We start from the raw sequence: 26,367 nt of genomic DNA, 5'->3' as shown, positions 1-26,367 counted from the left end.
ACGTCAATCAAACAAGTCAATCACACAACTTGCACGCTTTCATACCACGGTTACAACGTTTAGTGCTGTTAATACGGATGACCACTACAGAAGTCGATTCACTGCCCCCAGCTTTATTCAAATCCACTGGCTGGCAAATAATATCGCACGAGTAACAAACGTTCTTCCGCCCCAAAACATTCAACCTTAACGTTCGCTCAACGCGGTGGCCCATAATATTGGTTTTGTATAGCCAGCTAGAGAAGGTTTCATGCTGCTTATCGCGTGTGGTGATGTACATTTCAATTGGCTCACCGAGCAGCTTTTTCTCTTCAAAGCCTAGCCATTCGCACGCTGCAGGGTTTAAGTATTCGATTTCACCATCAATATTGACTGTGATGATCACGTCACCAATCGCATCTACCAATTGTTCGCTAAATCGATTTTGCCTTTCAATGTTGTCATAAAGGAGCCTAAAGCGCTTATAAATCTCGTCTAGCTCAGTAGGTAGATTGGTCAACTCTTCATTTTTGAATCCCGATTCATCAGTGATCATTTCTGCCACTTTTGACGCCGGAATCATAACAAATTGCCTGATCATCACCCACGCCACCAGAATCGTAGCGAAAATAAACAAGCAGACACTGACAGCCACTATCCAATGATCGCTGATCTGTTTTTCAAGTGGGAAATACACCACAAAACTCGCTGGTTGAACCACCCCACTTGGCAATATGGCTCGGTATTCAATTTTAATGTCTCGTGTTGTCGCGACGATATCGTGCACCGAAATTTCTACTCCGCTTGAATAACTCACGCGCATTAAACGGCGACTTGCCGAAGTGTATTGAATATCGAATCTGCGACCTAGCTTTTGGCTAATCTTGGAGACATGGTGCGAAGTCACCTCTTTAAACATGGTTAGTTGACCTGATGGACCGTCTCGATTGACACCACTTAACTCGTACGAGCTATAGAGAAATACTCGGCCATCGACAAAAATAAAGCCATGGTCGCGAGACATTTCATACGGGCTATCCATCACCGGTACAAACATATCGACCATGGATTTAAACAGGTTGTTGGCGGTTTTAGAGTTGGAGTACACCTCTCTGCCACCTACGTCTTGCACTAGCACACCGGTAATATCATTTTGCTCCAAATGGCGGCTTTCAATTACACGGCTTAAACCATAGAGATTGCGGTACTTGGTGTAGCTATACACGGTGTTGCTGGTACGTAAGAATTCGCTCTGCTCGTTGATTTTAAAAAACTCATCTTTAACCAAGCCAAGCACTTGGTATTTGTAGTTTTCGGCAATTTGATTTTTCCAGTATTCACGCTCACCATTTAGCGCCATTAACGCCGTTGCCCCTGCGACAAACGCCACCACCACGGCTACTGAGTAGATAACCCAGCGAATCGTTACATCGAGTGAGGAGCGAATTTTCATACTGCTACCGTCTCGCAGTATTGCTCCACCTCATTGGCAAGCACGACAAGATGCTGTGAAATGTACTCCACCCGTTCGGCCGCAAGCTCTGTGTTGTTGTCAGCACTGGCGTGTTCTAAATCCCTCGCAACTTCTGCGATTGGCTCGCTCCCGAGATAAAGCGCACTGCCTTTGATTCGATGCGCGACATCTTTGAGCTCTGGAATATCTTGTTTATGCCAAGCATCGTTGAGCTCATCAATATCCTTTTGATAGTTAGACAAGAAAGACTCCAATATTTCCTTGGCGATATCCATATCCTCGCCGCTCATGGCAAGTACCGCAGTTGGTGTAAATGCTATGTATTCTGGGAACTGGCTCGGCGCCTGATTCTCTAATTCCTCAAACTCTTCAAACGCATCAAATACGTCGCTAACGTCATTAGTTAACGGATCAGGCGCAGCGCTACTGATGTTTTCCAACTCAGCCAACAAGCTTTCCAGTGAACTATCAGGAACGGTATCGTTGCTCGACTGATCGTCAGTTGTGAACTCGTCATCCCACTCAATGTTTTCAAGCGGCTGCTGAGAGGCGGTTTGATAGTCAGTTTGCGGGCTAACCGCTTCTCCGCCATCAAGCCACTCGATATCAATCTGCTCCGCTGGCTCAACATCTTGCTGCTCACTCACTTGTGGCGTCACAGACTCAAACTCATCTAACCAACTCAAGTCATCATCTTGCTCTGTGGTTAAGTCTATTTTGCCGAAATCAGCCACTTCAGCAGTATCTAATGTCGCTGCAACACTATTAAGCTTGGCCTCTAACACATCCAACGGACACGGCTTAGAAATGTAGTCATCAAAGCCTGCTGATAGACAGCGCTTGGCCGCACCACTGAGTGCATCTGCGGTAATCGCAATAAGATGAGGTTTACCATCAATTCGCTGTTCGGCAATCTTTCCAGCTAAGGTAAAGCCATCCATCTCCGGCATGTGACAGTCAGAGAGCACGACATCATAATGCGTACCCGACTGATACATCTTGTAGGCGATTGCCCCATTTTCAGCGCTATCAAACTCGACCCCTAAACGTTTTAACTGCCCGCCGATAACTTTACGGTTTACTTCGTTATCTTCAGCGAACAGCACACGAAGAGTCGTTAAGTCTTTGCGAGCAAAGTTTTGCGGTGAAGGCACTTCTTCTTCACCATTGGCGGCCTCTACCACCACTCGCTGCACGGGCAGCATAATATTGAACAAACTGCCATGGCCAAGCACCGAGCTGACTTTGATTTCTCCGCCCATCTCATCGACGATTTCTTTACTGATACTCAAACCAAGACCAGTACCACCAAAACGACGGGTAATATCACCATCAGCCTGAACAAATGGGTCAAATAGGCTATCAAGCTTTTCTTTAGAAATACCAATGCCGCTATCGCGAACTTGGAAGCTAAGTAAGTCGTATTGATTGCCAAACTCGTCTTGACGGTAGTTCTCCGCAATCATCTGCGCACTTAGCTCCACATAACCTTGCTCGGTAAACTTAATTGAGTTGGAGACTAAGTTATTCAGCACTTGCATCAAGCGGGTGGAATCACAGTAGTAGCTAGAGTTGAGCTGAGAATCGAGTCGGCTATGCAGCACTAACTCTTTCGCCTGCGCTTTATGGCGGAAGTTACCCTCAACGCCAGAGAGCAGCGTGGTAAGGTCACAAGTGATACTTTCTAGCGTCAGCTTACCTGCGTCCATTTTAGAGAAGTCGAGTACGTCGTTCAGCAGCGCCATTAAGTTACGCGCCGAACCATTCAAGGTATGCAGTAGATCCGCCTGTTCTTGGTCTAGCTTGGTAAATGACAAGGCTTCCGCCATACCTAATACACCATTCATTGGTGTACGAATCTCGTGGCTCATGCGCGCAAGGAAGTCTGATTTAGCTGATGCCATGTCTTCCGCTTGGCGTTTGGCAGCTTCTGCTTCTTGCAGCGCTTTTTCTAAAATGGCCTGCGCCTTGGCTCTTTTCTTTAACTGATTGCGATAAAACACGAGCGCAATCATCACTAGAATTGCGAACGAAACACCCACATACAATGACTGGCGCACAAGACGCTGTCTTTGTTGATCTTGATAATTGGCTTCCACCGCTCGTTGCCATTTTTGGCCAATTTCTTGTTGAAAGTTGTCACCAAGCACATGAATGCCGAGATTAAGAAAATCGCGCCAGCTTTGTTGGTTTTTTGGTAGAGCGATACGTGGCCACAATTCTTCTTTCACATCTTGGGCGATATGAATTTTCAAACCATAAAGGTTTTTCTTGTCGACCAGATAAATACTATTGAGCAGTTTACCCACAAAGGCATCCGCTCGCCCTTCGGCAACCGCCTGAATCGCTTCTTCAGCCGTATCAACATAGATGATTGGGCTACTTGGCAAGATACGCGCAACGATATCGTTTTCATGCAAACCGCGTACTAACGCTATGCGTAGGCCAAGCAGTTCTGAGATCGCGTAATAGTCCGTTTCACTAATGATGCCGATTGAGGCTTTATCAATATCACTGGTAAAGTCGAGCGCCACCGAGCGGGATTCGGTTTTGAACACGCCAGGGAAGAGATCCACTTCGTGGTTTTTCACTGCATCGAGTGCTTCTTGGAAAGAGCGATAAGGCCGACCAATAAACGTAATGCCCAAGCGGTCTGAAATCAGGTTAAGCACATCAATGGTGTAACCTTCTAGCTCAAAGTTATCGCTAATGAAATATGGCTCTTCACCGTTTTCAATATAGGCATAAGTTAGAAACGGCTTATCGACCAATAACCACTCTTGTTCCTCTGTCAGTTTTTGGTGGTAGTGACCAATCACCATTTGAATGCTGTTGTGTTGGCCTTTATTCACCCCTTGCCAAATTTCGCTCACCACCGATTGTGACGTCATTCGGATACCACGGTTAATATCACGCATTAACGAACGTTGCTTAGCCAGTGTTTTCACTCGTAGCGGAACACCGTGATATTGCTGTTCTAGAATGAAGCTATTTTCTAAGCCTCGCTCTTTAAGCTTTTGCGCGATCAGATCCGTGCTCCACGAGTAAATGTAGTTCACGTAGCGCGCATTACTTAAAGTGCCATCGAGATCGTTGTTGTGATAAACCAGATGCTGAGAATAGTTAAAGTTTTTAGGAAGAAGAGAGGAAGGGATATCAAGAGCAACTGGTCGGCCTTTATGGCGATCACCAATACGTTCATACAAAGCAGCGCCAGTGTATGCAAACGGGATACTAAACAAGGCATCTTCACCGGTACGAGCTGCAGCGCTGAAGCTAATGGCATCAATCTCGCCCGATTTGAGTTTAGCTGTCAGTGACTCGTATGGCTCGCGCACAATGGTCACTTCATAGCTATAGCGAGCGCCCCAAACCTGCCAATACTGACCCATGAATTCTGCAAGACGTTGTACACTTTGCGAATCAGGATAAACGGTGCTGCCATCCTCTGAGGCAGGGATACCTACGGTTATCGCTTTCTGAAAAGATTGCGCGTGAGCACCAGTGCTAGTTAGCACTGAGCCGAAAACGATAAGCGACAAAGTCAATAATCGACGTACAACAGAGTTCAACACGAGCTCGACACCTCTTGGCTATTTAGAGTTACAGTATATTGCCCCAATAAAAAGGTTTCTGTTCTTTAAAGAACAGACTTCTGTATAAAAATAGAAAATAATGTCAGCGTTTCATTTTGTTGAATTTGGTACTGCATGTTTAACGATAAAGCTGCCCTTAATCGCCCTGTTTTGATCATCGACGATAGTCCTATGTACCGCACTGCCGCAAAAGGCATGCTGCAAAAACTCGGCTATTCTTCTCCAACGATCGACTTTGCCCAGGACGCCAAAGAAGCCATATCCAAATGTCGAACAAATAATTACTCGTTGGTATTTTTTGATTACAACTTAGGTAAAAAAGCCAACGGCTATCAGTTAATTGATGAGCTAAAAGAAAAACAGCTATTAAGCCCTGATTGCGTCAACATCATTGTGACCGCAGACTCCACTCCTGAAGTGGTGCGTGGCTTTATGGAATTAGAGCCGGACGGCTACCTGCTGAAGCCGCTCAACTACACCACGCTTAAAGAACGCTTACCGCAATTTGCCAACAAGAAACGCCACCTTGGCGATGTGATGACCATCATTGGCAACAAAGAGTACCAAAAAGCGATTGATGCGATTGACCAAGCCTTCTACAAGCAAGACGACATCATCGTTCGCTCACAAATTCTTAAAGCGCAAGCCTTAATTGGCCTTGGCCAATTAGATGAAGCGCGCAACATTTTAATTAATGTTAAAGATTCACCAGAGCAATCATCGGTTAATTTACAGCTGGCAAAATTGGCCTTTGAGCAGCGCCAATACAAACAGGCGGTGTTCCTTGCGACACAAGTAAAGCAAGACGCCTTCCGCTCAGCGCAAGCCAATGAGCTGTGTGCTGAAATCTATGCAGCTCAATCGCAATACGAACAAGCAGTAGATGAAATTGAAGCCGCACTTTCGATCTCACCAAAGGTGATTGAACGTCATTTAAAACGCATCGCTTATAATCTGGCGCTATTTGATTTGAAAAGCGCTATCTCCTCGATTGTGACAATGCAAGCTGAGGTGAAGAACTCATTCCGCGACAGCGTCGACCATTACCTACTCGGCGCGTCAATTACCCTTGACCAAGCGCAGTTCCAATCAAACGAAAACCGCGACGTTCATATTGCCGCGGTGGCAAAACTTGTGGATCAGTGGCGACAACAGTTTGTTCGCGATGAATACAAGGCGTTTGAGCTGTTGTTATTCAGCCGCGTTTACCATTTGAAAAGTGACTTCCAAAAAAGCCGAGCTTACTTTAAGCAATATTTAGATTTGCTGAGCGAGCAGCCAGAGCGCGAAGTGACTCTATATGAAAAAATCGAGCTCACTAAAGCCTCTTTCGCAGTGCACGACACAGACCAATATCGCGCAGCGGCAAAGCAAGTGACCGATCACCTTAGAAATGCCGACCCTAGCCCATTAAATCAGCCGATTTTTAGCTACTTCCAGCAATATCGTAGTAAGGCAGAGCAAGGCTATGCCCACATTGTCAAAGTGAAAGAACACGCTAAGCAGTATGTAGCATCTAAACATTTTGAAAAGGCTTCAACCCTGTTAAGTAAGGCTGTTTCGACGAATGTTGTCGATTCTGAAATTTGCCTACTGACGATGGAAGTGTTGACCCAATCTTGGCCACTGAATTGGAATCGTAACCAAGTGCTGCGTACCGCTATACTGTGCAAAGAACATTTGCATGGTACCAAATATGAAAAAACCAAACGCTTTTATAAAGCATGTGACACCTTAGCCAAACAGCTAAAATATTCTGACTTAAGAGTGACTGGTTCACTAGCGGTATAAGTATGACACTGAAACATATCCTGATCCTTGAAGATGAGAACTTCCACGCCACTATCTTGCAAAAGTTAGTGCGCAGTGTCTGCGATGCCGAGGTAACGGTCGTTGCCAATGGTCGTGAAGCGTTAACCCACTTAGAAGTGCAGCAACCTGACATTATCTTTGTTGACCTTTGTATGCCAGATATGGATGGCGTTGAGTTTATCCGCCATATTGCGCAAACCAACATGCGCCCATTTATCGTGCTCACCAGTAGCATGACCAACGATGTACAAAATGCCGTGATTGATATGTCTCGCTCATATGGGTTTGAGCCTATCTCGCGCATTTGTAAACCCGTCAGCAAAGAAGCAGTCAGCCAGATCGTCGATCATTGGCGTCACCAGTTTCAAAACCAGAGTAAAGCCATTCCGAAACAAGTGATGCAAGTGAATGAAGAACATGTTCGCTACGCGTTACTGCATGATGAATTTGAACCGTTTTTCCAAGGTCACTACTGCGCGAAAACCGGCAAGCTAATCGGCGCAGAGGCACTGGTTCGTTGGCGACACCCTGAATTCGGACTGATTCCACCCGATCGCTTTTTACCCATCGTAATTGAGCAAGGGCTAAGTTATGCCCTCAGTTGTAAGATGCTGCGCTATAGCGTAGAGGAAGCCGTCAAGTGGCACCGCGCGGGTCAACATATTAATGTGTCGATCAACATTTCACCGTCAGACATTGAGAAAGACGATTTTGCCGACAAAGTGCTGCAAATCATCGAACAGGCTCGCTTTCCTGCCAACAAACTTACGTTAGAAGTAACAGAAGTAGAAGTGACTAAAGATTTGGCGCGCTCGCTAGATAATACAAGCCGACTGCGCATGCGTGGTGTTACTCTCTCTATTGATGATTTTGGTACCGGCTATTCGTCGATTAATCAGTTGATCAGTAGCCCATTCAGTGAGCTCAAAATCGACCGTCTGTTTATCGATAAGATGTCGAGCAGCCACAAACACTTTGCTGCGCTGCAGTGCATCATCAATTTAGCGCAAAGCCTCGATCTACGTATGGTTGCGGAAGGTATAGAAACACAAGCTCAAGCAAAAATGCTGGCAAAACTTGGTTGCCATAGCCTGCAAGGCTATTACTTCAATAAACCTATGTCGGCGGAAGCGTTTTTTAATTCCTGCGTCCTCACACAATTGAAACCTCAAACTCGTGGTGAATCAGTAACTATTTGATTATTTACTGCTTTGCGAATTACACTTAGTTAACGACACAGTTAACTAAGTGCTAGCGATTGGACACTCTACACCACACCATACAATGGCCGTGCGAACTGCCTACCGAAACCAAAGATGCCATCGTGCTTTGTGCGATTCGCGCTAGCCAATTTCCGATTGCCAAATCTGAAGCGAAATCAGGCGGTGTGACTTACCTTAAAAAGGGCATTATTGCGATTACCTTTGGTAATGAAAACACCAATACCATGAACTCGGGAATTTACGGTGAAGGTAGTTGGCTTGGCAGTTCGATGATCAACCAGTCAGTGCACCTGCACGCCTCGATTGAGGAACTTGAACCTGTTGAAGTAATTTACTTTCCCAAAGAACGTATTGATGCCCTCGCCGCAACCGACCCGTTTGTTTATAAATGGCTCTACCACTGTAGTGTCAGAGCGCAGCAGCAATGGCTTTTTGCGCAAATCACTTCGCTGCACGACAGACAAACCCGCGTTGTGTTTACCTTGCTTGAAATCGCTAGGTTAATGAAAACCGTCAAAGGCAGCTTTATAAAAGTCAGCGCTTCCCAAAAGCAGCTCAGCGCGATTACTGGCATCTCCAGACCACGGCTTAATGAAGTGTTAAAGATGTTGGAGTCGAGCGGAGAGATCAGTATTGAAAGAGGTTCTATTCATTTAATTGAGCCATCAAAGCTGCAACATAGGCTCTCTGTTCTCGACGGCACTATTCGCCTGAATTGATTTTTCTTATATGTCGGTTTGATTGATTCGGCTTTGGTTTATGCGGCACATTTTTGCGTTCATGTAATAAATGGCGGATCGCTAACCATGGATGTGGCAGTAACATCCGTGGCCCAGAATATCGCATCACTAAACGCATCTGTTCTTTTGGCTCTGGCTTATAACAGTGAATTGGGCATTTGTTACAGGTGGGTTTGTTTTGCCCATAAGGGCAACGATCCAAGCGAACTTCTGCATAATCAAGCAACTGCTGACAAGCCTCACACAGCCCATTTTGACTGCCATGATGAGAACGACAGTATATTTGAACCATGTAAGTAACGGTTTTAAATTCTGTCAGCAATTCGCCTGATAAAATTTGAGAAAATACTTTCGCCATCGAAACATTCGCCTATTGATATAATAGTAACTCTATTTTATTGGTATAAAAGCAAAATGCTTTGATATAGATAAAACTAGCGCGGTAAATATCATTAACCTCACTCACAACTGGTCAAATATCAGCCAAATGAAGGTGTTTGAATTTCGTACAACAACACTCAAATTATAGTCAGTTACAATTTCTAACTAAAGCCCTAGAACGCCCGTCATATATAGATTTCAGCCTTTAAATCTCACTAAACTCTCAGCCTAAAACTGGTCTTACCTTTTAAAAATCATTGACATAGATTATTTGTATTAAAATTTAAACAGACTATCGAAAATCACTTAAATCGGTGATACATTACCGCCGTTGCATACAAAATAGTGACCAATATCACACATAAAAATAAAGTTAGCTTACGCAACAATTTATAAATTTGAACCAGGTAATCACGATGTCTATTAAAAACCTATCTATAGCCAAGAAGATTTCGCTTTCATTCTTGCTTATTGCGCTTATTAACATTGCTTTTGGCGTATTTTTATCAGCTGAGCTGAAAAACATTAAATCAGAATTGCTGAACTACACCGACGACACCTTACCCGCGATGGAACGCGTTGATGCTATACGAGATAACCTATCAAGTTGGCGTCGTGGACAATTTGCTGCTTTCACTTTTGATGAGCCACACCGTGTACAGAGCATCATCAAGAGTAACATTGAAACCCGCCATGAGATTGCCAAAGAGCTTGAAGCTTACGGTAAAACTGTATGGCCAGGCGTTGAAAAACAAACATTTGATCTGCTAATGCGTAATTGGGATAAGTACCTAATCACCATGGATCAGTACAACGCTGCCATGCTCAACAATGATAAAAAAACAGCACACCCTATCTTAACCAACTCGCTTGGCCAGTTTGAGTCAGTCGATCGTGAACTGGGTGAACTGATCGATATTTTGAAAGGCGCGATGGATAGCAACAAGAGCAATATTCTTGCATCAGTAAATGGCCTAAGTAACTCTTCAATTGCGAGTAATGTTGTCATTCTTGCGATTATGGTGGCAATGACTCTGCTACTGACCAAACTTATCTGCGGCCCACTAAAATTGGTTGTTGAGCAAGCCCATGCGATTGCCACTGGCGATCTCTCAAAAGATATCAACCGCAAAGCGATTGGTAACGATGAGTTAGGCGAACTGGCTGATGCCACCAGCCAAATGCAAAACGACCTACGCCAAATTATTGATAATGTCATTGCAGCAGTAACCCAATTGAGCAGCGCGGTTGAAGAGATGAACCAAATCTCTGAGATTTCATCTACAGGTATGAAAGAGCAGCAAGCGCAGATTACCCACATCGCAACGGCGATGACGGAAATGAAAGCAGCAGTGGCTGATGTAGCACACACTACAGAAAACACAGCATCGCTATCGAACGAAGCCAACGTGCGCACGCAAAACGGTGTTCGTGAAACGCAAACCATGGTCGACTCAATTAATGAAGTGGCGAATGTGATTGGTACTGCAGGTGATACAGTTTCTGAACTAGAGCAACAATCGCACAAGATCAATGTTGTAGTCGATGTAATCCGCGATATCGCTGATCAAACTAACTTACTTGCGCTAAATGCAGCGATTGAAGCGGCACGTGCCGGTGAATCTGGCCGTGGCTTTGCGGTAGTTGCCGATGAAGTTCGTACACTTGCTGGCCGTACCCAAGACTCGACCAGTGAAATCACTGCCATCATTACAGAGCTACAATCATTAGCTGTCGATGCAAAATCAGCGACAGAGCTATCTCGCAGCAGCATCACAACGTGTGCAGACCAAGGCTTACAATCAAAGCAGCTAATGAGCAACATTGAGGAATCTATTTCTGAGATTTCGAACATGGGTACTCAAATTGCCACCGCTTGTAACCAACAAGATTTGGTAGCAGAAGAGCTCAACCAAAGCATCGACAACATTCACGTGGCTTCACAAGAAGTTGCCCATGGCTCAGAGCAAACCGCGCAAGCTTGTCGTGAGCTAAGCCAGTTGTCTGTGTCGTTAAAAGATGTCATGAGCCGCTTCAAACTAAGCTAATGCTTAACGCTAAACCGACTCACATCCCGCACTAATATTTTCGAGGGTTCCTTATTGGAGCCCTCGATTTTTCGTTCCCCCGACAATAACTCGAACGCGTATGGAGAATTTATGCGTCTAAACAAAACTCTACTTTCTATTGCCATTGCAGCTGCTACATTAGCTCCAACTCTTCAAACTGTTGCGGCGCCATTAGAACTTAACAGCACCGCTCAACAACAACAGCAGATCCAAGCGGCTAACGCATGGTTAGAGGTGAACCTCGGCCAGTTTTCTGACAACATAGAGCAGTTTAAATCTCATATCAATAAAGAGAGCAAGATTTGCGCAGTAATGAAGGCTGATGCTTACGGCAACGGCATTGAAGGCTTGATGCCAACCATTATTGAGCAACAGATCCCTTGTGTAGCTGTAGCAAGCAACGCAGAAGCAAAAGCTGTGCGTGATAGTGGCTTTAAAGGCCAGTTAATGCGTGTACGCTCTGCTGACATTGGCGAAATCGAAAGCGCGCTACAATACAACATCGAAGAGCTGATCGGCAGCCAAGAACAAAGCATCGCATTGGCTGAACTTGCCAAAAATACGGGTAAAGAGATCAAAGTGCACCTTGCACTGAATGACGGTGGTATGGGCCGTAATGGCGTAGATATGTCGACTGACTCAGGCAAAAAAGAAGCGGTTACGATCGCATCTCAAGCTGGCGTAGAGATCGTGGGTATCATGACGCACTTCCCTAACTACAACTCTGATGACATTCGCACGAAACTTAAGTCATTCAAAGACAACTCTGCATGGTTAATCAGCAACACAGATTTAGAGCGTGATGATGTACTGCTTCACGTTGCGAACTCTTACACAGCGCTTAACGTACCTGAAGCTCAGTTAGACATGGTTCGTCCTGGCGGCGTATTGTACGGCGATTTGCCGACCAACCCTGAGTACCCTTCTATCGTATCGTTCAAAACTCGTGTCGCTTCACTGCACGATCTGCCAGATAACGCGACTGTAGGTTATGACAGCAGCTTTACAACAACGAAACCAAGCGTGGTTGCGAACCTGCCTGTCGGCTATTCAGATGGCTATCCACGTAAGATGGGTAACAAAGCAGAAGTGCTAGTGAATGGAAAACGTGTAAAAGTGGTAGGCGTTACATCAATGAACACCACTATGATTGACGTATCTAGTGTTAAAGGCGTGAAAGCCGGTGATGAAGTGGTGCTGTTTGGCGTTCAAAAAGGTGAAGCAATTACAGCCTCTGAGATGGAAAACCACGCAGAGCTTATCTTCCCTGAGCTATACACCTTCTGGGGCAATGCGAACCCACGAGTTTATGTAAAGTAACCCTTTAAACTCACAGAGGCCATACTCTGTATTATCAATCGAAGCGAGCCAAGTGCTCGCTTTTTTGTTTTCTAATTGAGGATTAGCTTTAAGCAATAAACTGGGGGCACAAAAAAACCAGCTTACGCTGGTTGTCTTATTCCTCTCCAACAGAGAGAGAATGGAGGCGCCTCCCGGAGTCGAACCGAGGTCCACGGATTTGCAATCCGCTGCATAGCCACTCTGCCAAGGCGCCTTTATTTATGTGCTCAATGAGCAAAATCAAGATGGTGCTCCGGTCGGAATTGATGGTCCGACATATCGGCCAGCCGACACGAAGGCGAGGTTTTAATCTCACACATCTTCATATTTTAGATGGTGCCCCGGGCCGGACTTGAACCGGCACAGCGCGAACGCCGAGGGATTTTAAATTGCCAAGCCCTACAATATAATCATATACTACAGATACTTAGAGCATTTTTAGAAATTCATGTAATTAAAAATGTAATACTTTTCAGTTTTCTAGGGGTCTGTGATGATCGAAAAACCTGACTATTCAATGTATTTTAAAATCGGTAAAGGTCTAGCCATTTACCGACAAAAGCACTCTCAATCATACTATGTTCGTCTTAGGATTGATAAGAAAAACGTGCAGCGTAGCCTTAAAACAACTAATCGTGATGAAGCTCTTAGAAAGGCAATTCGTTTTGAAGATGAAATGAAGAAACGTCAGTTTGCAGGTTTGCCGATCATCGAAACTAAATCAATGACGATTAAAAAAGCGTTTGAGGGTGCGATTGCCCTACTCGATGCTAAAGACGTTCAAAAAACAATTTACACAAGCTACAAGACGCTTATCAACAAACATATCATTCCTTACTTCAAGTGTAAGTCGATTGAAGAGCTTACCGCTAAGAACATTCGTCTTTACTATGAAAGCCGTGAGTTATCTCTAACACGCAAGAGAATGACTAACACTTGCTTTATGTTGATGTTTCAATACCTAGAAGAAGAAGACTACATTAAAAAGTCTGAGATCCCTTCCCTACCAAAATCAGAAAGTAAGAAAGTTGAGAATCGTGTAGCGTTTACCAACCTTGATTTAGCTGCTATTCAAGAAAGTTTTGATGAGTTTGCGCTGAATGGACGCACAGACAAAACTAAAGAGTATCGTAAAACACTAAAGCATTACTTTAATCTCTTGGTCGAAACAGGGATTCGAGCAGGTGAAGAAGCAGGTTTTATGTTCAGTAATGTGATTAAAGATGAAATTGATGGAGAAATTCACCATTTCATTACTATTGAGAAAGGTAAAACGAAAGGCTATTCGAGAAGTCGCAAGATCCCTTTGAGTAAAAGTGCTGTTAATTCCCTTGTAGAAATGGCAAAGATACAAAATCCATCAGAAAATATTACTGAAAAGAACTTTGTGTTTGTTCGTAAACCAATCTTAGAATCTTCTTATGATACAAAGGGCGATTTCGTGAAGATGTTCAAAACATTGATTGATAGTCTTATTGCTGATAAGAAAGTTTCACAGCCCTACACTCTCTATTCTTGCCGACATTACTTTATCACTAAGCGTTTAAGTCAAGACGTTGATATATATCTTCTATCAAAATTCGTGGGTAACTCGCCTGATATGATTCGTCTTCACTACGATCACGCTGCTCAAATGATGAAAGTTGATAATATCGACACTATGACATTCAGAGATAGAGAAAATGAAGAGTTTCTATCTCAAATGGAACAGCGAGAGCAAGAACTAGATGTGATTAACCCTAATCGCCATAAAGAACTCAGTGAAGCCCTTCAAAAAGAGCAAGAAGAAAAAGAAATGAAAGAACTGTTAGATTCTTTTGATCTGAGTGATGATGAATATTTTGTACCTATGACCTTTGATGATTGATTACATTTAGATTTATTATTCAAAAAATAAAGTGTATTATTTATTCCACTCTCTAGGTAATGGAATAAACTCTTACCGCAGCCATATCATTTATCATTTCTTCATTTAATTCTAATTTATGGAAACCAAAATCACCTACAAACTTTGTGAAACTATTTATATCTACTTTCGATAAAATAAATAACAGAGGTTTCAATTGCTTTTTATCATTTGAAAAACACTGCTCTAGATGTTGCTTAGAAATATAGATCGTATTAGGTTGGTATTGGGTTATATCGTCAGATAAATCTGCTTTTATTCCGTGCTCCTCTCGGAGATGCTCTAGAAGATAATGTAGCTTATGCATATCATTAAGCTTTGTCTGATAATGTTGTGATAATTCTCTTAAATCACACAGCCGTTCCTCCAATAAGCTGTGATGTTCCTTACCTGCTAAAATAATTGACTTAATCTCTTTTTTTATTAGCCTATATTTATTTTGTTTTAATCGTGGCTTAAACCATCTGAGCAAAATTTGGTTACGTGCTTCTCTCGTAACGTGTCGTTCTGAATATGCAACTGAAATAAATAAATGTAGCAATGCATTATCTACAGTAGTAGATAGTAAGCGTTCATATTTATAGCTTGACATCTTTATCCTGTGGTACGTTATATACGAGTGGTGTCAATCATCATCGCTGACTGACACCACATCCTACTGATATCTATAATTATACTTTGAAAAAATCTAACTCTGTCTTCTGAGTTTCCGCTAACTTAGCTAGTTCAGATGATGCTTGAAGAGTTTCTTCTGTACCTAACACATTCTGCTGAACCAAATCAAACGCAAGCGTGGTATTTTTGGATATATCTTCCGTTACACTAAATTGTTCTTGAGCAGCAGTCGCAACCATTGTATTAATGTCGGATATTGATTGAACTGATTTAGAGATGTCCTCAAAAGAGGCTTTCACATTATCCGCAAGCTGAACTGATTTTTCAATAAGCTCAATGTTATGAACCATATTGTCTTGGGCCACTTGAGATTGCTTCTGAAGTGTTTCAATTATATCTTGAATGCTAACCGTTGACTCCTGAGTTTTAGAAGCTAAACTCCTCACCTCATCCGCTACTACCGCAAATCCACGCCCATGTTCACCAGCCCTTGCAGCTTCAATCGCCGCATTTAAGGCGAGTAAGTTCGTTTGTTCTGAAATGGAATTAATGACCTCTGTAACAGAACCTATCTCAATAGCAAACTGCCTTAGCTCATTAACTATGGTTGCACTTTCATTAATAGATAAGTCAATGGAGTTAGTTAAAGTAATATTCTGCTCTAATGTATCTTTTCCAGATTCAACGTTTTTAATAGCGTTAATTGCTTGTTCTTCTGCTACACCAGCTTGTTGACTCACCTCTTGAGCTGTTGAAGATAGTTCATTTATAGCAGTTGAAATCTGCTCAACTTGAGACAATTCTTCCTGTGCATTTGTTTTCGAATCATTCATTATTACATTTAATTCTTCAGAAGCAGACGAAACGTTCTCTGATATACCATGTGAATTTTTTATTAATTCCGACAGCTGTTTTGACAATTTGATCAATGACAAATAAATACCTGTTTCTTTACCAGTCTGATTGATCTTTTGGGAAAGATCGCCGTCCGCAATATTTTCCATTAAAACAGCAATCTCCCTTGGTGAACCACCTACTGGCTTCAAAACCAAGCTATTAACTGCTAATAATAATACACATAATGCTAACACGAGACTCAAAATTCCGATAATTGCAGAAGTATAAAATTGAGACTGAGCACCTTTCTCAATTTCAGAGTCCATTATAAAACTAACAAACTTCCACCCAGTAATCTCAAGCTGCGTCCAAAATGCTGTAAATGCAACATCATTGCCATTCAAATTTGTTGTGTAATGAAGCTCGGGATTACTTGCTGTAAACTTCCTATAAAGTGGATGTTCTTGATAGATGTTTTTACCTCGCATTTCTGGATAAGGTGCAACGAAAATTGTTCCATCTTCAGCGTATAAAAATAAATCTTTACGTTCCACCACAGATTGTATTAAAGAATCTAAATACAGCGTTGCAATAACTGCAATATCCGTGTCGACTTTATAAGCCATAGTAATGACTTCTTTGCGTGTAACTTTAGATATAAATGGAGCAGAAATATAAAAACTCTTATTTTCTTTGAACATTGCATTATAATATGTACGTTCCAAGTCTCTCACATTAAAGTTTAATTTATCGCCTTCTCGATTAAATATAGAACCTTCTTTATTTATAATATAGGTTTCTTCTACAAACCCAGCTTGAGCATCATAAAGCATCTTCAACTGTGAAACGCCTTCATTAGAAAGCCTAGCCTCATTTATATCAGAATTGTTAACTTTTACCGCCGAAAAAACCCTTTTAAGCCCTTTAATTTTTTGAGTGAAGTACGTCTCTATCGTAGAATTCTTCTCAATTAGCAGTTGCTTATTTAACTCAATACTTTCATTTTTAAAAGAAAAATAATTAATACTAATCAATGTAATAACTATTACAGCAATAAGCACTCCGATAGACCCCGCTATCTTTATTTTAAACTCGTTCATCGTTTCCACACTCGCTTTCTAAGACTCACACTCGACATTTTAACTAAAATATCATATTTGAGATAGTATCTAATAAAAAAAAGTTCACTCTAACTTCTAAACTTGTTACCTAGCCCGCTTTAACTCACCCCAGCGATAAGTTGTTGAACCACTTTGCTGAATCTTTAGAGCCAGTGCGCCTTCAAATTTATCCGCTTTTTCGGGGGCGTATTTTCTTAGCTCACTAATCAGGGCTTTAAAAATATCGTAAGTGCCTAACAGCTCTGTTTGAGTAGTCGAAGTCTCAGCGACTAACTCATCCAAAGCTTCCTGTCTTCCCTCTATTCGGCTAATCAGTTTTTCAGGCGGTGCAGACCCGTTTTTGATTAAGTCATCACGCAGAACTATGTCTTTGCGAAGCTTGTTGTTCATAAACTCTTTAAACTGACCTTTGATGAAGTCAGAGTTCGCCAACTCTTGTGTTTTTTTCAGCTCATTTTTTGCTGCGGATTCTAATCGGCTTTCTTGTTTCTTTCCACTCATAATTTTCTCCTATCCATACTTATTGAACTACCACAAAAACAAGCAATGACAATAGGTTAGTAGTAAAAAGATCATCCGTACCCTAATGCTAATAACAAAAGTGGTAGACAATTTTGTGGCTAAAAGATGGACCCGTTTCAACCATAAAATCGCCATAACTAAAGAGAAGAACCGAAGTCTATTCAGCACCTTGACCGCTGAAAATTTGCAAATCTTGATATCTGTGGACTACTAAAAGTAAGCATTAATACAACCAGCTTGTATTGATACCGACTTTCTCAGCTCTCCGTTTGAGTAAAGTGGGTATCAATGCTGGCCAGCTTTCAAAAAGTTGAGCAAATAAAAAGGAGAAAAAAGAGCAGTGAAACAAATACGATTATTATGCCGAACAGCGCATACTTACGGCTTCCACAAGAACAAAATAGGATTTGATAAACATAACTTTAGACTTGACGACCTTACACCTGAAGAGCGTAATTACCATCCAGAACGCACCAAAAATAATGTAGTATTCCGACAGGGCAAGATTATTGAATCCTCACAATTATCCGCCCTACTTGCTGAGATAGACCAAGATCAACAGAACAAGCTAAAACAAATCAAAGGCGGTATGTCGGATAAATATGTCGGTGAGTTGAATTTGACTCGCTCTAAGAGCAAATCGAAACTAAAAAAATGGGCAAATAACGCTTCAAACCCACTAGAGCGAGACTTTTTCAATGAATTACTATCTAGGGTTGGCGTGGAGAAAATTTATGCTAAAAAGGCACTTAAAACGCTTTCCAGCTTTGGCAAAATTAAAAAGTTTAACGACAAGAAAAAAGCCCTAGATCAGTTGGAGAAGTGCAACAAACTACTAAAAATACACGATAATGGTTCAATGTCACTAAAAGTAATTTCATCAGAAAAAATATTTAAAATTCCTGACCAACACGAAACTACCATATCAGCAGAGGATTGGCATACGTTGATCCAGAAGTTCCACAACCAATTTTATAGTGATTATGACGCTTATTACACAGCGATCCATCTAGACGAAAAACAAGAGAACCCCCACGCTCATCATAGATTAAGCGGTTACAATAACGTTACCAAACAATTTGACCTACCCGATCACGAATTAAATATGGTGCGTAGACTATATAACAAGCCTGATCTTTTCAGGGGTAAAAAATGGAGTAAGTTGACCCCTAATGAGGTAGAGCACTTCGGACAGCTCTACCAAAATATTATGTTCAAATACTGCAATACTCAGCTACAAAAAATAGGCTATAGCATCAATGCAGTAAAACGAACCCCCGAACAAGTAAAAAAAGATGCTCATCACTACTCGAACTTAAAGATCAGACAACGAGTTCACAACGGAGTAAATCAACTTAATGGTGATAAAACAGAACTGATGGAAGCAGTAAGCGATCTTAAACACCAAGAACAACACTGGAAAGATAAAGCTGGTCAGGAGCGAAGAACAGCTATCAACTGGAACAAAAAAGCTAAACAGCAAAAGGAGCTATTCCAACGTACCAAGGCCAATCTTACACAATGGTTTGAAGAAAAATTTGAACAATGGTTTAACGGCTTATTAACGTTCAAAAAATCCAGCCTTGATCAAGATCTAACTAAACCTGTCGAGCTTCATCTAGCACTTGCTCAAGAGCGAGAACAAGCTGGAAAAATTTTAATGGATGAGGTGAAACAAGGATTACAACAAGATCAATCAAGACGTTATGAGAGAGAATTTGCTAAACAACAAAAAATCCTATCTCGAAACACATACAAATCGTTTTGAATGTAATAGACTTTGTTTCTTATTCATCATTTCCATATATAACCTCATTGACCAGCAAAAGATTATTTGATGAGATTATTGACTTTTCAACCTCTTCATTATTAAGAAAAAGATCATCGGCATTAAAAATATCATCAATTAACTTATCGTCATCCAGCCTTTCATTAGAAATATTTTTAGCTTCAAGATTATAATGAAATTTATAATCTTCATCTTTCCTTTCAGTATATTGATTAACAGGGTGCTTATAGTTAAACTCTACACCCAAGCTATTAAAACAGTGTTTTATCTTATAGATCTTGCGATCACGCCTTGCTATCTTATTAAGATCTAATACTTTAAAAAGATAGTTCAAATGAAAGAAACCTGACTTTTTATAGATACCCAGCAATACCTGTAATTTTGCAGCTCTTACGTCTCGTACCCCTTTAAGCTTTTGAAAATCAAAGCAGTAGTGGTTTTCTGTGGATAGCAGCAACTTAATATATTGATGTGACAATTTAAAATTCACCTCTTTATTAGAATAACCGATCTCTTTAAAGAAAGGTGTATCTAATCCATTAATAAACTTATTTATATTTTCATAGGTCATTGAACCTTTAGATAACACATCATTATTCGTGAATATCTCACTAATATGAAAACTTTGCATGCCTTTTATTCTTTTCTTATTCGTTTTATATATAACCGTTGCTTTTGCCAGAATAAATAAAAACAATTTAAAATGATAAATATTATCAAAATCAAACAACTTGTAATGAAAGTTGTTTTTGTTGCTAATCAATTCTTGAGGTAAAGTAATATAGTTAATCATATGTTCTCCTTATAATGGTTACTTAGGAGTATTAATACATAAAATTACAATAAGTCAAATTTAAAGTGGTGGGTGCAGTGCATAATAACTGTTGGTAGCAGTTGATTATTAATGGTGTTAGCAAATACTGATAAGTGGTGTCCTAATAAGATAAACACATTTAAGGTTATTACTCTTTTAATAATAACCTCTTTAATCAATGCTAAATATTGGCAATATTATTTATCTTATGGCTAACGCAAATTTGTTTCTGATTTAAAATTTCATTAATCATAAATATCAAAATCAATTAATAACAAATGGACTATTTCCATCAATAACTTTTAAAAGTTTATTTTCATGATACGACATAAGTAACAGCCACTATAAAGGAGTTATTTATGGATAAATCAAAATCGAGTGCAACTCACACTAACGAGAAAAAGAGCCAACAAGATCTAATATTAGATAGATTATTCGATTACTTTTCAAAACCTAAAGGCGAAAAACCAACCTCTGATAGTGATATTGAAGTGAGTTTCTACAAATCCGCACTTAATGCTCTACCGAAGAATTTTCATAATAATAATTACAATGGTGTAAATATTGTTATGTTGTTAATGGCTCAAGAAGAATCTGCTACTAAAGTGCCAATCTATGCAACATTTAAACAAGCCTCAGCTTTGCTTGAGCAAAACAAACAACATTTACCACCAAAATCAGATGATTTTGATCCTGATAAGCCATTGAAAGGAATTAAATTAAATGCTCAGGTTGTGAAATATTTAGAGTCGTACAAAAAAGATGGCGAAGTGATCAGCAAAAGCCAATTTGAAAAAGGGACTAAAGGATTATCTTTTAAACAAATGAAAGATAAGGGCTATGAAGTTCGTAAGGGTTTGAGAGGTTACAAGGTCTTTCCTATTGAGAAAATCAAACATCTACTACCACAATCCTTCATCAATCAACGTGATTATTTTGCCAAACAACAAGCGCTAGAAGCTCAAACGATGTCACCTGAAATGGAAGATCAACGCTTTATAGAACAAGCTCAGTTGATCATTGACGCAATGGGCGTTCCTATTATAGAAAGAAACGAAGATCGAGCCTATTACTCACCAAATCAGCACAGTATTATTGTTCCTCCTCGCAATAAATTTAAATCTGACAAGGCATTTTTTGCCGTGGTATTGCACGAGTTAAGCCATTCAACCGCAAAGGCATTAGGCAGAGAGATAAACCATCCTTTTGGTTCAGCGAGTTATGCCAAGGAAGAACTGATCGCTGAAACAGCAACTATGTTTATGTGTTTAGATGAAGGATTAGAAACTTTTCATTCCCACGCAAAATACCTTGAAAGTTGGGCGAACAATTTTGTAGATAAGAAAAAAACACTGTTAAGCATTTGCAAACAAGCCAAAGATGCACAGCAGTACATAGCGGATAAGGTAGCGAGTCACAAACTAAAACTTGCCAATCAAGCCACTTACAGCATCCCTAACGAGTTAGATACAAGAATAGATTTTGATGAGCAGTATCACCAAGAGTTAAACGAATTTATCAATACTCAATCACGCTCCTACGGATTAATGATCCCTCTGAAAAATCAGCGCATTGTTGGGTTCAACCAGCTAGATAAAGGGCTGGCGGTTTACACCGATAAAAAGTGCATCAATGTCTATGGAACAGCAGCTAAAAACCTAGAGAAAAAACTATCCGAGCTAGAGGTAAAACAAGAGCTATGTAACTGTACTAGCTTGGGTGATGAGTTGGGACTTGATTTGTCGGATAAATTCAAAAGTTCGAGTAAGTTATCGTTGTAAAAGCCCAACAAGGGCTTTTACAAATCAACAAAAGCAAAGCCACAAGATAAAACGTGCATTTCTATAATGAAAAACGATGAAAAACACATCACCTTTTTGTGTGGGGTGTTTAAATCAACGACACTTGCGAAAATCCAACTTTCACAAACGGGTAAAAAATCCAAGTCTGTAAGTTGTAAGTTTTGCAAACACTTGAAGACCTAAATTTGTTCCGTTTCACTTAGCTTTAGATCTGGTTTGAAGTGGTTGAAGCAAATCCTATCCTTTAACCAGTGATCGCCCTTCCCTTTCTCATATCGTTCTGAGTCTTTCACTGTTCAGATTCTTCATAATCAAAGTTACAACGCTCTAAACACGCTTCTGAATCGTTTTAACGTGTTTTCTGTCCTATGTATCGAGTTGAGCTTTAGAATCGCTCTAAGGTCGTTTAGGAGTGTTTTTTGTAATGGAAGGAATTACAGATATAAAAAAAGCTACTCAATGAGTAGCTTAATTTAAAAATTTGGAGGCGTTTAGCGGAATCGAACCGCTCTCCACGGATTTGCAATCCGATGTATAACCAATCTACCAAAACGCCATATTGTTTTTGCTTAATAGCAAAGACTTGATCAACAAGTCAGTCTCTTAGACGAAAAGAAGAGATTGGAGCGACACACGAGGTTCGAACTCGTGACCTCAACCTTGGCAAGGTTGCGCTCTACCAACTGAGCTAGTGTCGCATTAGATAAATTAATATCTGAGCTTGAAAATGGTGCGGCTACCCAGACTTGAACTGGGACGCTCTAAAGCGAGAGATTTTAAATCTCTTGTGTCTACCGATTCCACCATAGCCGCATTTTCAAACTACTTAGTGCAATATCTGAGATATGTAACACTATGTAATAACTTTTTTTCTGTCTCTTTTTGGTGTTAAGTGGTTGTATTTACAAGGCATTTAATCAAAGTGCGCTGAAATGCGACTAATTTTAAATCCCTTGTGTCTACCAATTCCACCACCAGGGCAACGCAATCATGCGATGGAAACACCATCATCCTCTTGGCTTTGCCTTGAGAACGATGCGTACTTTACCGGATTATGTCTTACGGTCAACTATAATTTTGCTTCTATTTATCAGATGGTTACTTTAAGCACAACCCGATCAAATCACGCTCACAACCCGCGGTAAAAACAGCCATCACTTCTGTTCAATATTTAAAAGCCTACACTTTGCTACTAAAACCAATTTGGAAAAAGGACTAACCCATAAATTGACAGAATTTATAACTACCAAAGTGTCATTTATGTAAATTAAGTTTTCTTTTATTCCAAATTCCTCTTATTGGACAGTAATTCAATCAGGAAAATCGCTTCAAACCCTTACCAATCGGCGCTCTGTATCTTTTATTACAGTTTCAAAACCCATTGAATCTGGTCTCATTTTGCCCTACTAAAGCAACATCAATCGACGCAATTGATTTATATCATAACTTGGAAGCATTGAGATTTTATTATACGCAACGAGAACTATAAGAATATTTTTGTTTGTAGAAAGCCTTGATTCATAAATGGAATGATTATGACTACCGGAAAAGACGATAATAAATCAAACATCGATGCCTCACTCGATGACGCATCACTTAATAAAGACTATTCATATGCGGCCAACTTAATTTCGACCACAGATCCATCCAGCTACATTACCTATGCTAACCATGAGTTCTGCGACATTGCAGGTTACCGACAAGAAGAGTTGCTAGGTAAACCTCACAACGTGGTTCGCCACGCTGACATGCCTAAGTCTGCCTTTGCACAAATGTGGAAGTACCTGCAATCTGGCAATAGTTGGATGGGCTTAGTGAAAAACCAGTGTAACGACGAAAAGCACTATTGGGTTTCCGCTTTTGTTACCCCGATTAAAGATGCCGAAGACAATATCATTGAGTATCAGTCGGTTCGCTCAAAACCCGCGCCAGAACAAGTGGCAAGAGCACAATCTTTGTATAAAAAGCTTCGCGAAGGTAAAACGCCACGCCTACAGCGTGTCGGGTTCCACACCCTTTCTCTACTAGTGAGTACGTTGTTATTCATCGCTGCGTTTGCGCATGCAGTGCTACAGCCCCACTGGTTAGCGTTTTTCCTACTTGCTCTATCCACGGTCATGTTATGCGGGCTTGGCTATCAATACAGTCGATTCAAGCGCATGCAAACGCTATCGAAACAAGCTTATGACAACCCATTAATGGAAAAAGTCTACACCGGTAAGTTTGACGATTACTCGCAAATGGAACTGGCTTTAATGATGCGTAAAGCGGAATTACGCGCCATTACAGGCCGCGCAACAGAAACCTCTGGGCACATTCTGATCTCGGCTGAAGATGAGTTCGGCACTATTCAAACTATCGACCAGAGCTTAAGTCAGCAATGCGCTGAAACTGAGCAAGTGGCAACCGCGGTAGAAGAACTTACCCACTCAATAGCGGAAGTGGCTAACGCAGCGTCAGCCGCCTCTATGGTCGCGGAGCAAGCAAACGAACAATCATCCATTGGCTTAGAAAGTATTGAGGCGACCATTGGTGAAGTGAACGTTCTCGCCAGCGAGTTAGCACAATCGCAAACCATCATTAATCGACTTGCCCAAGATACGCAAAAAATCGATGGAATCTTAGAGGTTATCACCGCTATTTCTGAGCAAACCAACCTATTGGCGCTTAATGCTGCTATTGAAGCGGCGCGAGCGGGGGAAGCAGGCCGAGGCTTTGCCGTTGTTGCCGATGAAGTACGTAACCTCGCATCAAAAACAGGCTCGTCAGCAAGTGAGATACACTCGATGATTCGCGGCTTACAAGAAACAGCAGCCAACGCCGTAAGTGCAATGGATCAAGGTATTGAACTATCTAGCAGGTGTAAAACACGTGCCGATGAAACAGGCGAAGTATTGAGAAACATCTCTAATCAGTTAAACGGCGTAACAGACAGCAGCCATCAAATCGCCACAGCTGTCGAAGAGCAAGCGTCTGTGACTCAAGAGATCAATCGCAACATCACCAACATTAAACAACTTGCTGATGAAACTTCTCAGACATCACACAGCTCTATCGACCGTACACGTGAACTGGTAGAAAACATTGAAGCGATGCAGCGATTAATGAAGCAGTTCCAAGCGCAAGAAACCAAGCAAGCGTAAAAACTCCGCCTTTTTAAAGGCCAATCTATCAATACAAAGCCTTAGCTATCACTAAGGCTTTTCCTTTTTAGGAACGAGAATCATTTGTACTGAGGGTTGAATTTATCTATTCTTGCGCCACTGACTCTATAAATAGAACCTAAAAAATGAGTACCCCTTGTTTCTTCGAGCATCATGGCAGGGCTCAGACCTGGCATTGAAACTACAAAGCCAAACGATGTTTGACTATGAAGATGACGCGCAGAAAAAGCTCGATGGTTACACAGTATTTGACCTTGTAGGTACTTATCAATTACCAGTTGGCAGTTTAGGTTTCGGTATTCAAAACCTATTTGATAACGACTACACCACCGTTTGGGGTCAACGCGCTCAAATCCTCTATGCTGCACACTATGATGCCGCTGCGTATGACTATAAAGGTCGAGGCCGAACTTACACATTGAATTACCAAGTGAAATTCTAATCACATAAAAACAATCGTCAGTGCTTTACCAACGCCAAACTCTCAATCAGGGTTTGGCGTTTTTAATTGTGGGAAAACACATTTAGCATCTTGAGCATAAAAGTATCAAAAACTCCCATTTAGGAATGCGATGTGAAACTTACTGTTACGTATAACTTTTAGAGAAAACGTAGACTTAACTCGAACTTTAAAAGGAAACTCAACTATGAAGATATTCACTAAGTCTATATTGACACTAAGCCTATGTACCATTTTTTCAGCCCAAGCATTCGAGTTAACGAGCTCTGATATTCAAGAAGGTCATCCAATGGCGAAGACTTTTGAATATAAAGGCTGGGGGTGTGATGGAGGGAACGTATCTCCTCAACTTTCATGGCAAGACCCACCACAAGGAACTAAGAGCTTCGCGATAACGGTCTATGACCCTGATGCTCCAACAGAAAGTGGGTTTTGGCATTGGGTCGCATTTGATATTCCGGCATCTGTTCGAGAACTACCCCGTGGAGTCGATATTAAAAAATTGGGCGGGCAAGAAACTCGCATTGATTACAATAGCGTAGGCTTTGGAGGCGCGTGCCCACCCGTTGGTGACGGAATGCATCGCTATCAATTTACAGTCTGGGCATTGCCAACGAAAAAATTAAACCTTACGCAAGATACGCCAGCCGCTGTCGTGGGTTTTAACTTAAATAGTATGGCTTTAGATAAAGCCAGATTAACCGCAACTTACACTAAATAGA

The 26,367-nt window shown here is 41.2% G+C and carries 17 protein-coding genes, 4 tRNA genes and 1 pseudogene; 11 read left to right on the top strand and 11 right to left on the bottom strand.

Annotated elements, in window-relative coordinates; all coding sequences use genetic code 11:
• Nucleotides 1-16: 16 nt before the first annotated feature.
• Nucleotides 17-1,432 carry a PAS domain-containing protein gene (locus MU515_RS11735; protein ID WP_260260612.1) on the bottom strand — a complete coding sequence of 472 codons (1,416 nt, stop codon included), beginning with the start codon at nt 1,430-1,432 and terminating at the stop codon, nt 17-19.
• A complete protein-coding gene (locus MU515_RS11730) occupies nt 1,429-5,028 on the bottom strand; it encodes an ATP-binding protein (RefSeq protein ID WP_260260611.1) in 3,600 nt (1,199 codons plus the stop codon). Before MU515_RS11730 ends, MU515_RS11735 begins: the two co-directional genes overlap by 4 nt.
• Before the next feature lie 135 nt (nt 5,029-5,163).
• Here MU515_RS11730 and MU515_RS11725 point away from each other — a divergent pair, with 135 nt between their 5' ends.
• From MU515_RS11725 to MU515_RS11715, 3 genes are read left to right on the top strand one after another with little or no spacing between them, the layout of a single operon-like run.
• Nucleotides 5,164-6,840 (top strand): response regulator, encoded by a 1,677-nt coding sequence (locus MU515_RS11725; protein WP_260260610.1) that lies wholly within the window; start codon nt 5,164-5,166, stop codon nt 6,838-6,840.
• A 2-nt stretch (nt 6,841-6,842) separates the two neighbouring features.
• Nucleotides 6,843-8,060: a two-component system response regulator gene (locus MU515_RS11720; protein WP_260260609.1), complete on the top strand. Its 1,218-nt coding sequence runs from the start codon at nt 6,843-6,845 to the stop codon at nt 8,058-8,060.
• Nucleotides 8,061-8,119: 59 nt separating this feature from the next.
• Nucleotides 8,120-8,803, top strand: coding sequence for a Crp/Fnr family transcriptional regulator (locus MU515_RS11715; protein WP_260260608.1), 684 nt, complete (start codon nt 8,120-8,122; stop codon nt 8,801-8,803).
• Here the strand turns inward: MU515_RS11715 and MU515_RS11710 are convergent.
• Complete coding sequence (locus MU515_RS11710; protein WP_260260607.1) at nt 8,787-9,182, bottom strand: nitrous oxide-stimulated promoter family protein; 396 nt, start codon at nt 9,180-9,182, stop codon at nt 8,787-8,789. The genes MU515_RS11715 and MU515_RS11710 overlap by 17 nt on opposite strands.
• A 439-nt stretch (nt 9,183-9,621) precedes the next feature.
• Here MU515_RS11710 and MU515_RS11705 point away from each other — a divergent pair, with 439 nt between their 5' ends.
• A complete protein-coding gene (locus MU515_RS11705; RefSeq protein ID WP_260260606.1) occupies nt 9,622-11,253 on the top strand; it encodes a methyl-accepting chemotaxis protein in 1,632 nt (543 codons plus the stop codon).
• A gap of 111 nt (nt 11,254-11,364) precedes the next feature.
• Nucleotides 11,365-12,594, top strand: a complete 1,230-nt coding sequence (gene alr / locus MU515_RS11700) for an alanine racemase (RefSeq protein WP_260260605.1) — start codon at nt 11,365-11,367, stop codon at nt 12,592-12,594.
• Nucleotides 12,595-12,755: 161 nt separating this feature from the next.
• On the opposite strand, the gene MU515_RS11695 is transcribed toward alr, so the two are convergent.
• A tRNA-Cys gene (locus MU515_RS11695) sits at nt 12,756-12,829 on the bottom strand.
• 279 nt (nt 12,830-13,108) lie between these two features.
• On the opposite strand from MU515_RS11695, the gene MU515_RS11690 reads away from it, so the two are divergent.
• Nucleotides 13,109-14,482 carry a tyrosine-type recombinase/integrase gene (locus tag MU515_RS11690; protein WP_260260604.1) on the top strand — a complete coding sequence of 458 codons (1,374 nt, stop codon included), beginning with the start codon at nt 13,109-13,111 and terminating at the stop codon, nt 14,480-14,482.
• Nucleotides 14,483-14,534: 52 nt separating this feature from the next.
• On the opposite strand, the gene MU515_RS11685 is transcribed toward MU515_RS11690, so the two are convergent.
• The 3 genes from MU515_RS11685 to MU515_RS11675 form a co-directional block, all read right to left on the bottom strand.
• A complete protein-coding gene (locus MU515_RS11685; protein ID WP_182020517.1) occupies nt 14,535-15,113 on the bottom strand; it encodes a DUF2913 family protein in 579 nt (192 codons plus the stop codon).
• 79 nt (nt 15,114-15,192) lie between these two features.
• Nucleotides 15,193-17,073 (bottom strand): methyl-accepting chemotaxis protein, encoded by a 1,881-nt coding sequence (locus tag MU515_RS11680; protein ID WP_260260603.1) that lies wholly within the window; start codon nt 17,071-17,073, stop codon nt 15,193-15,195.
• A 105-nt stretch (nt 17,074-17,178) separates the two neighbouring features.
• Nucleotides 17,179-17,595 carry a hypothetical protein gene (locus MU515_RS11675; RefSeq protein ID WP_258516601.1) on the bottom strand — a complete coding sequence of 139 codons (417 nt, stop codon included), beginning with the start codon at nt 17,593-17,595 and terminating at the stop codon, nt 17,179-17,181.
• A gap of 361 nt (nt 17,596-17,956) precedes the next feature.
• Between MU515_RS11675 and MU515_RS11670 the strand changes: the two genes are divergently transcribed.
• Nucleotides 17,957-19,384, top strand: a complete 1,428-nt coding sequence (locus tag MU515_RS11670) for a hypothetical protein (RefSeq protein ID WP_258516600.1) — start codon at nt 17,957-17,959, stop codon at nt 19,382-19,384.
• Between the two features lie 19 nt (nt 19,385-19,403).
• Here the strand turns inward: MU515_RS11670 and MU515_RS11665 are convergent, their stop codons facing one another.
• Complete coding sequence (locus MU515_RS11665; protein WP_182020520.1) at nt 19,404-20,198, bottom strand: hypothetical protein; 795 nt, start codon at nt 20,196-20,198, stop codon at nt 19,404-19,406.
• A 380-nt stretch (nt 20,199-20,578) separates the two neighbouring features.
• Here MU515_RS11665 and MU515_RS11660 point away from each other — a divergent pair, with 380 nt between their 5' ends.
• Nucleotides 20,579-22,000 carry a zincin-like metallopeptidase domain-containing protein gene (locus MU515_RS11660; protein WP_260260602.1) on the top strand — a complete coding sequence of 474 codons (1,422 nt, stop codon included), beginning with the start codon at nt 20,579-20,581 and terminating at the stop codon, nt 21,998-22,000.
• A 503-nt stretch (nt 22,001-22,503) separates the two neighbouring features.
• Here the strand turns inward: MU515_RS11660 and MU515_RS11655 are convergent.
• From MU515_RS11655 to MU515_RS11645, 3 genes are all read right to left on the bottom strand, one after another.
• Nucleotides 22,504-22,577, bottom strand: a tRNA-Cys gene (locus MU515_RS11655).
• Between the two features lie 66 nt (nt 22,578-22,643).
• Nucleotides 22,644-22,719: transfer RNA gene (locus tag MU515_RS11650), tRNA-Gly, on the bottom strand.
• Nucleotides 22,720-22,749: 30 nt separating this feature from the next.
• Nucleotides 22,750-22,834, bottom strand: a tRNA-Leu gene (locus tag MU515_RS11645).
• 722 nt (nt 22,835-23,556) lie between these two features.
• Between MU515_RS11645 and MU515_RS11640 the strand changes: the two genes are divergently transcribed.
• The 3 genes and pseudogenes from MU515_RS11640 to MU515_RS11630 all read left to right on the top strand — a co-directional run bounded on the left by MU515_RS11640 (nt 23,557) and on the right by MU515_RS11630 (nt 26,366).
• On the top strand, nt 23,557-25,164 hold the full coding sequence (locus MU515_RS11640; RefSeq protein ID WP_260260601.1) for a methyl-accepting chemotaxis protein: 1,608 nt from the start codon (nt 23,557-23,559) through the stop codon (nt 25,162-25,164).
• 187 nt (nt 25,165-25,351) lie between these two features.
• Nucleotides 25,352-25,627, top strand: a pseudogene (locus MU515_RS11635) (TonB-dependent siderophore receptor); the annotation flags it as partial.
• A gap of 205 nt (nt 25,628-25,832) precedes the next feature.
• Nucleotides 25,833-26,366, top strand: coding sequence for a YbhB/YbcL family Raf kinase inhibitor-like protein (locus MU515_RS11630; RefSeq protein WP_260260600.1), 534 nt, complete (start codon nt 25,833-25,835; stop codon nt 26,364-26,366).
• Nucleotide 26,367 lies beyond the last annotated feature (1 nt).

It is taken from the genome of Vibrio intestinalis, from assembly GCF_025195085.2.
In the GTDB taxonomy this organism is placed as follows: Bacteria; Pseudomonadota; Gammaproteobacteria; order Enterobacterales; family Vibrionaceae; genus Vibrio; species Vibrio intestinalis.
Note: the sequence above shows the minus strand (reverse complement) of the source record. Positions and strands in the feature narration are given on the sequence as shown.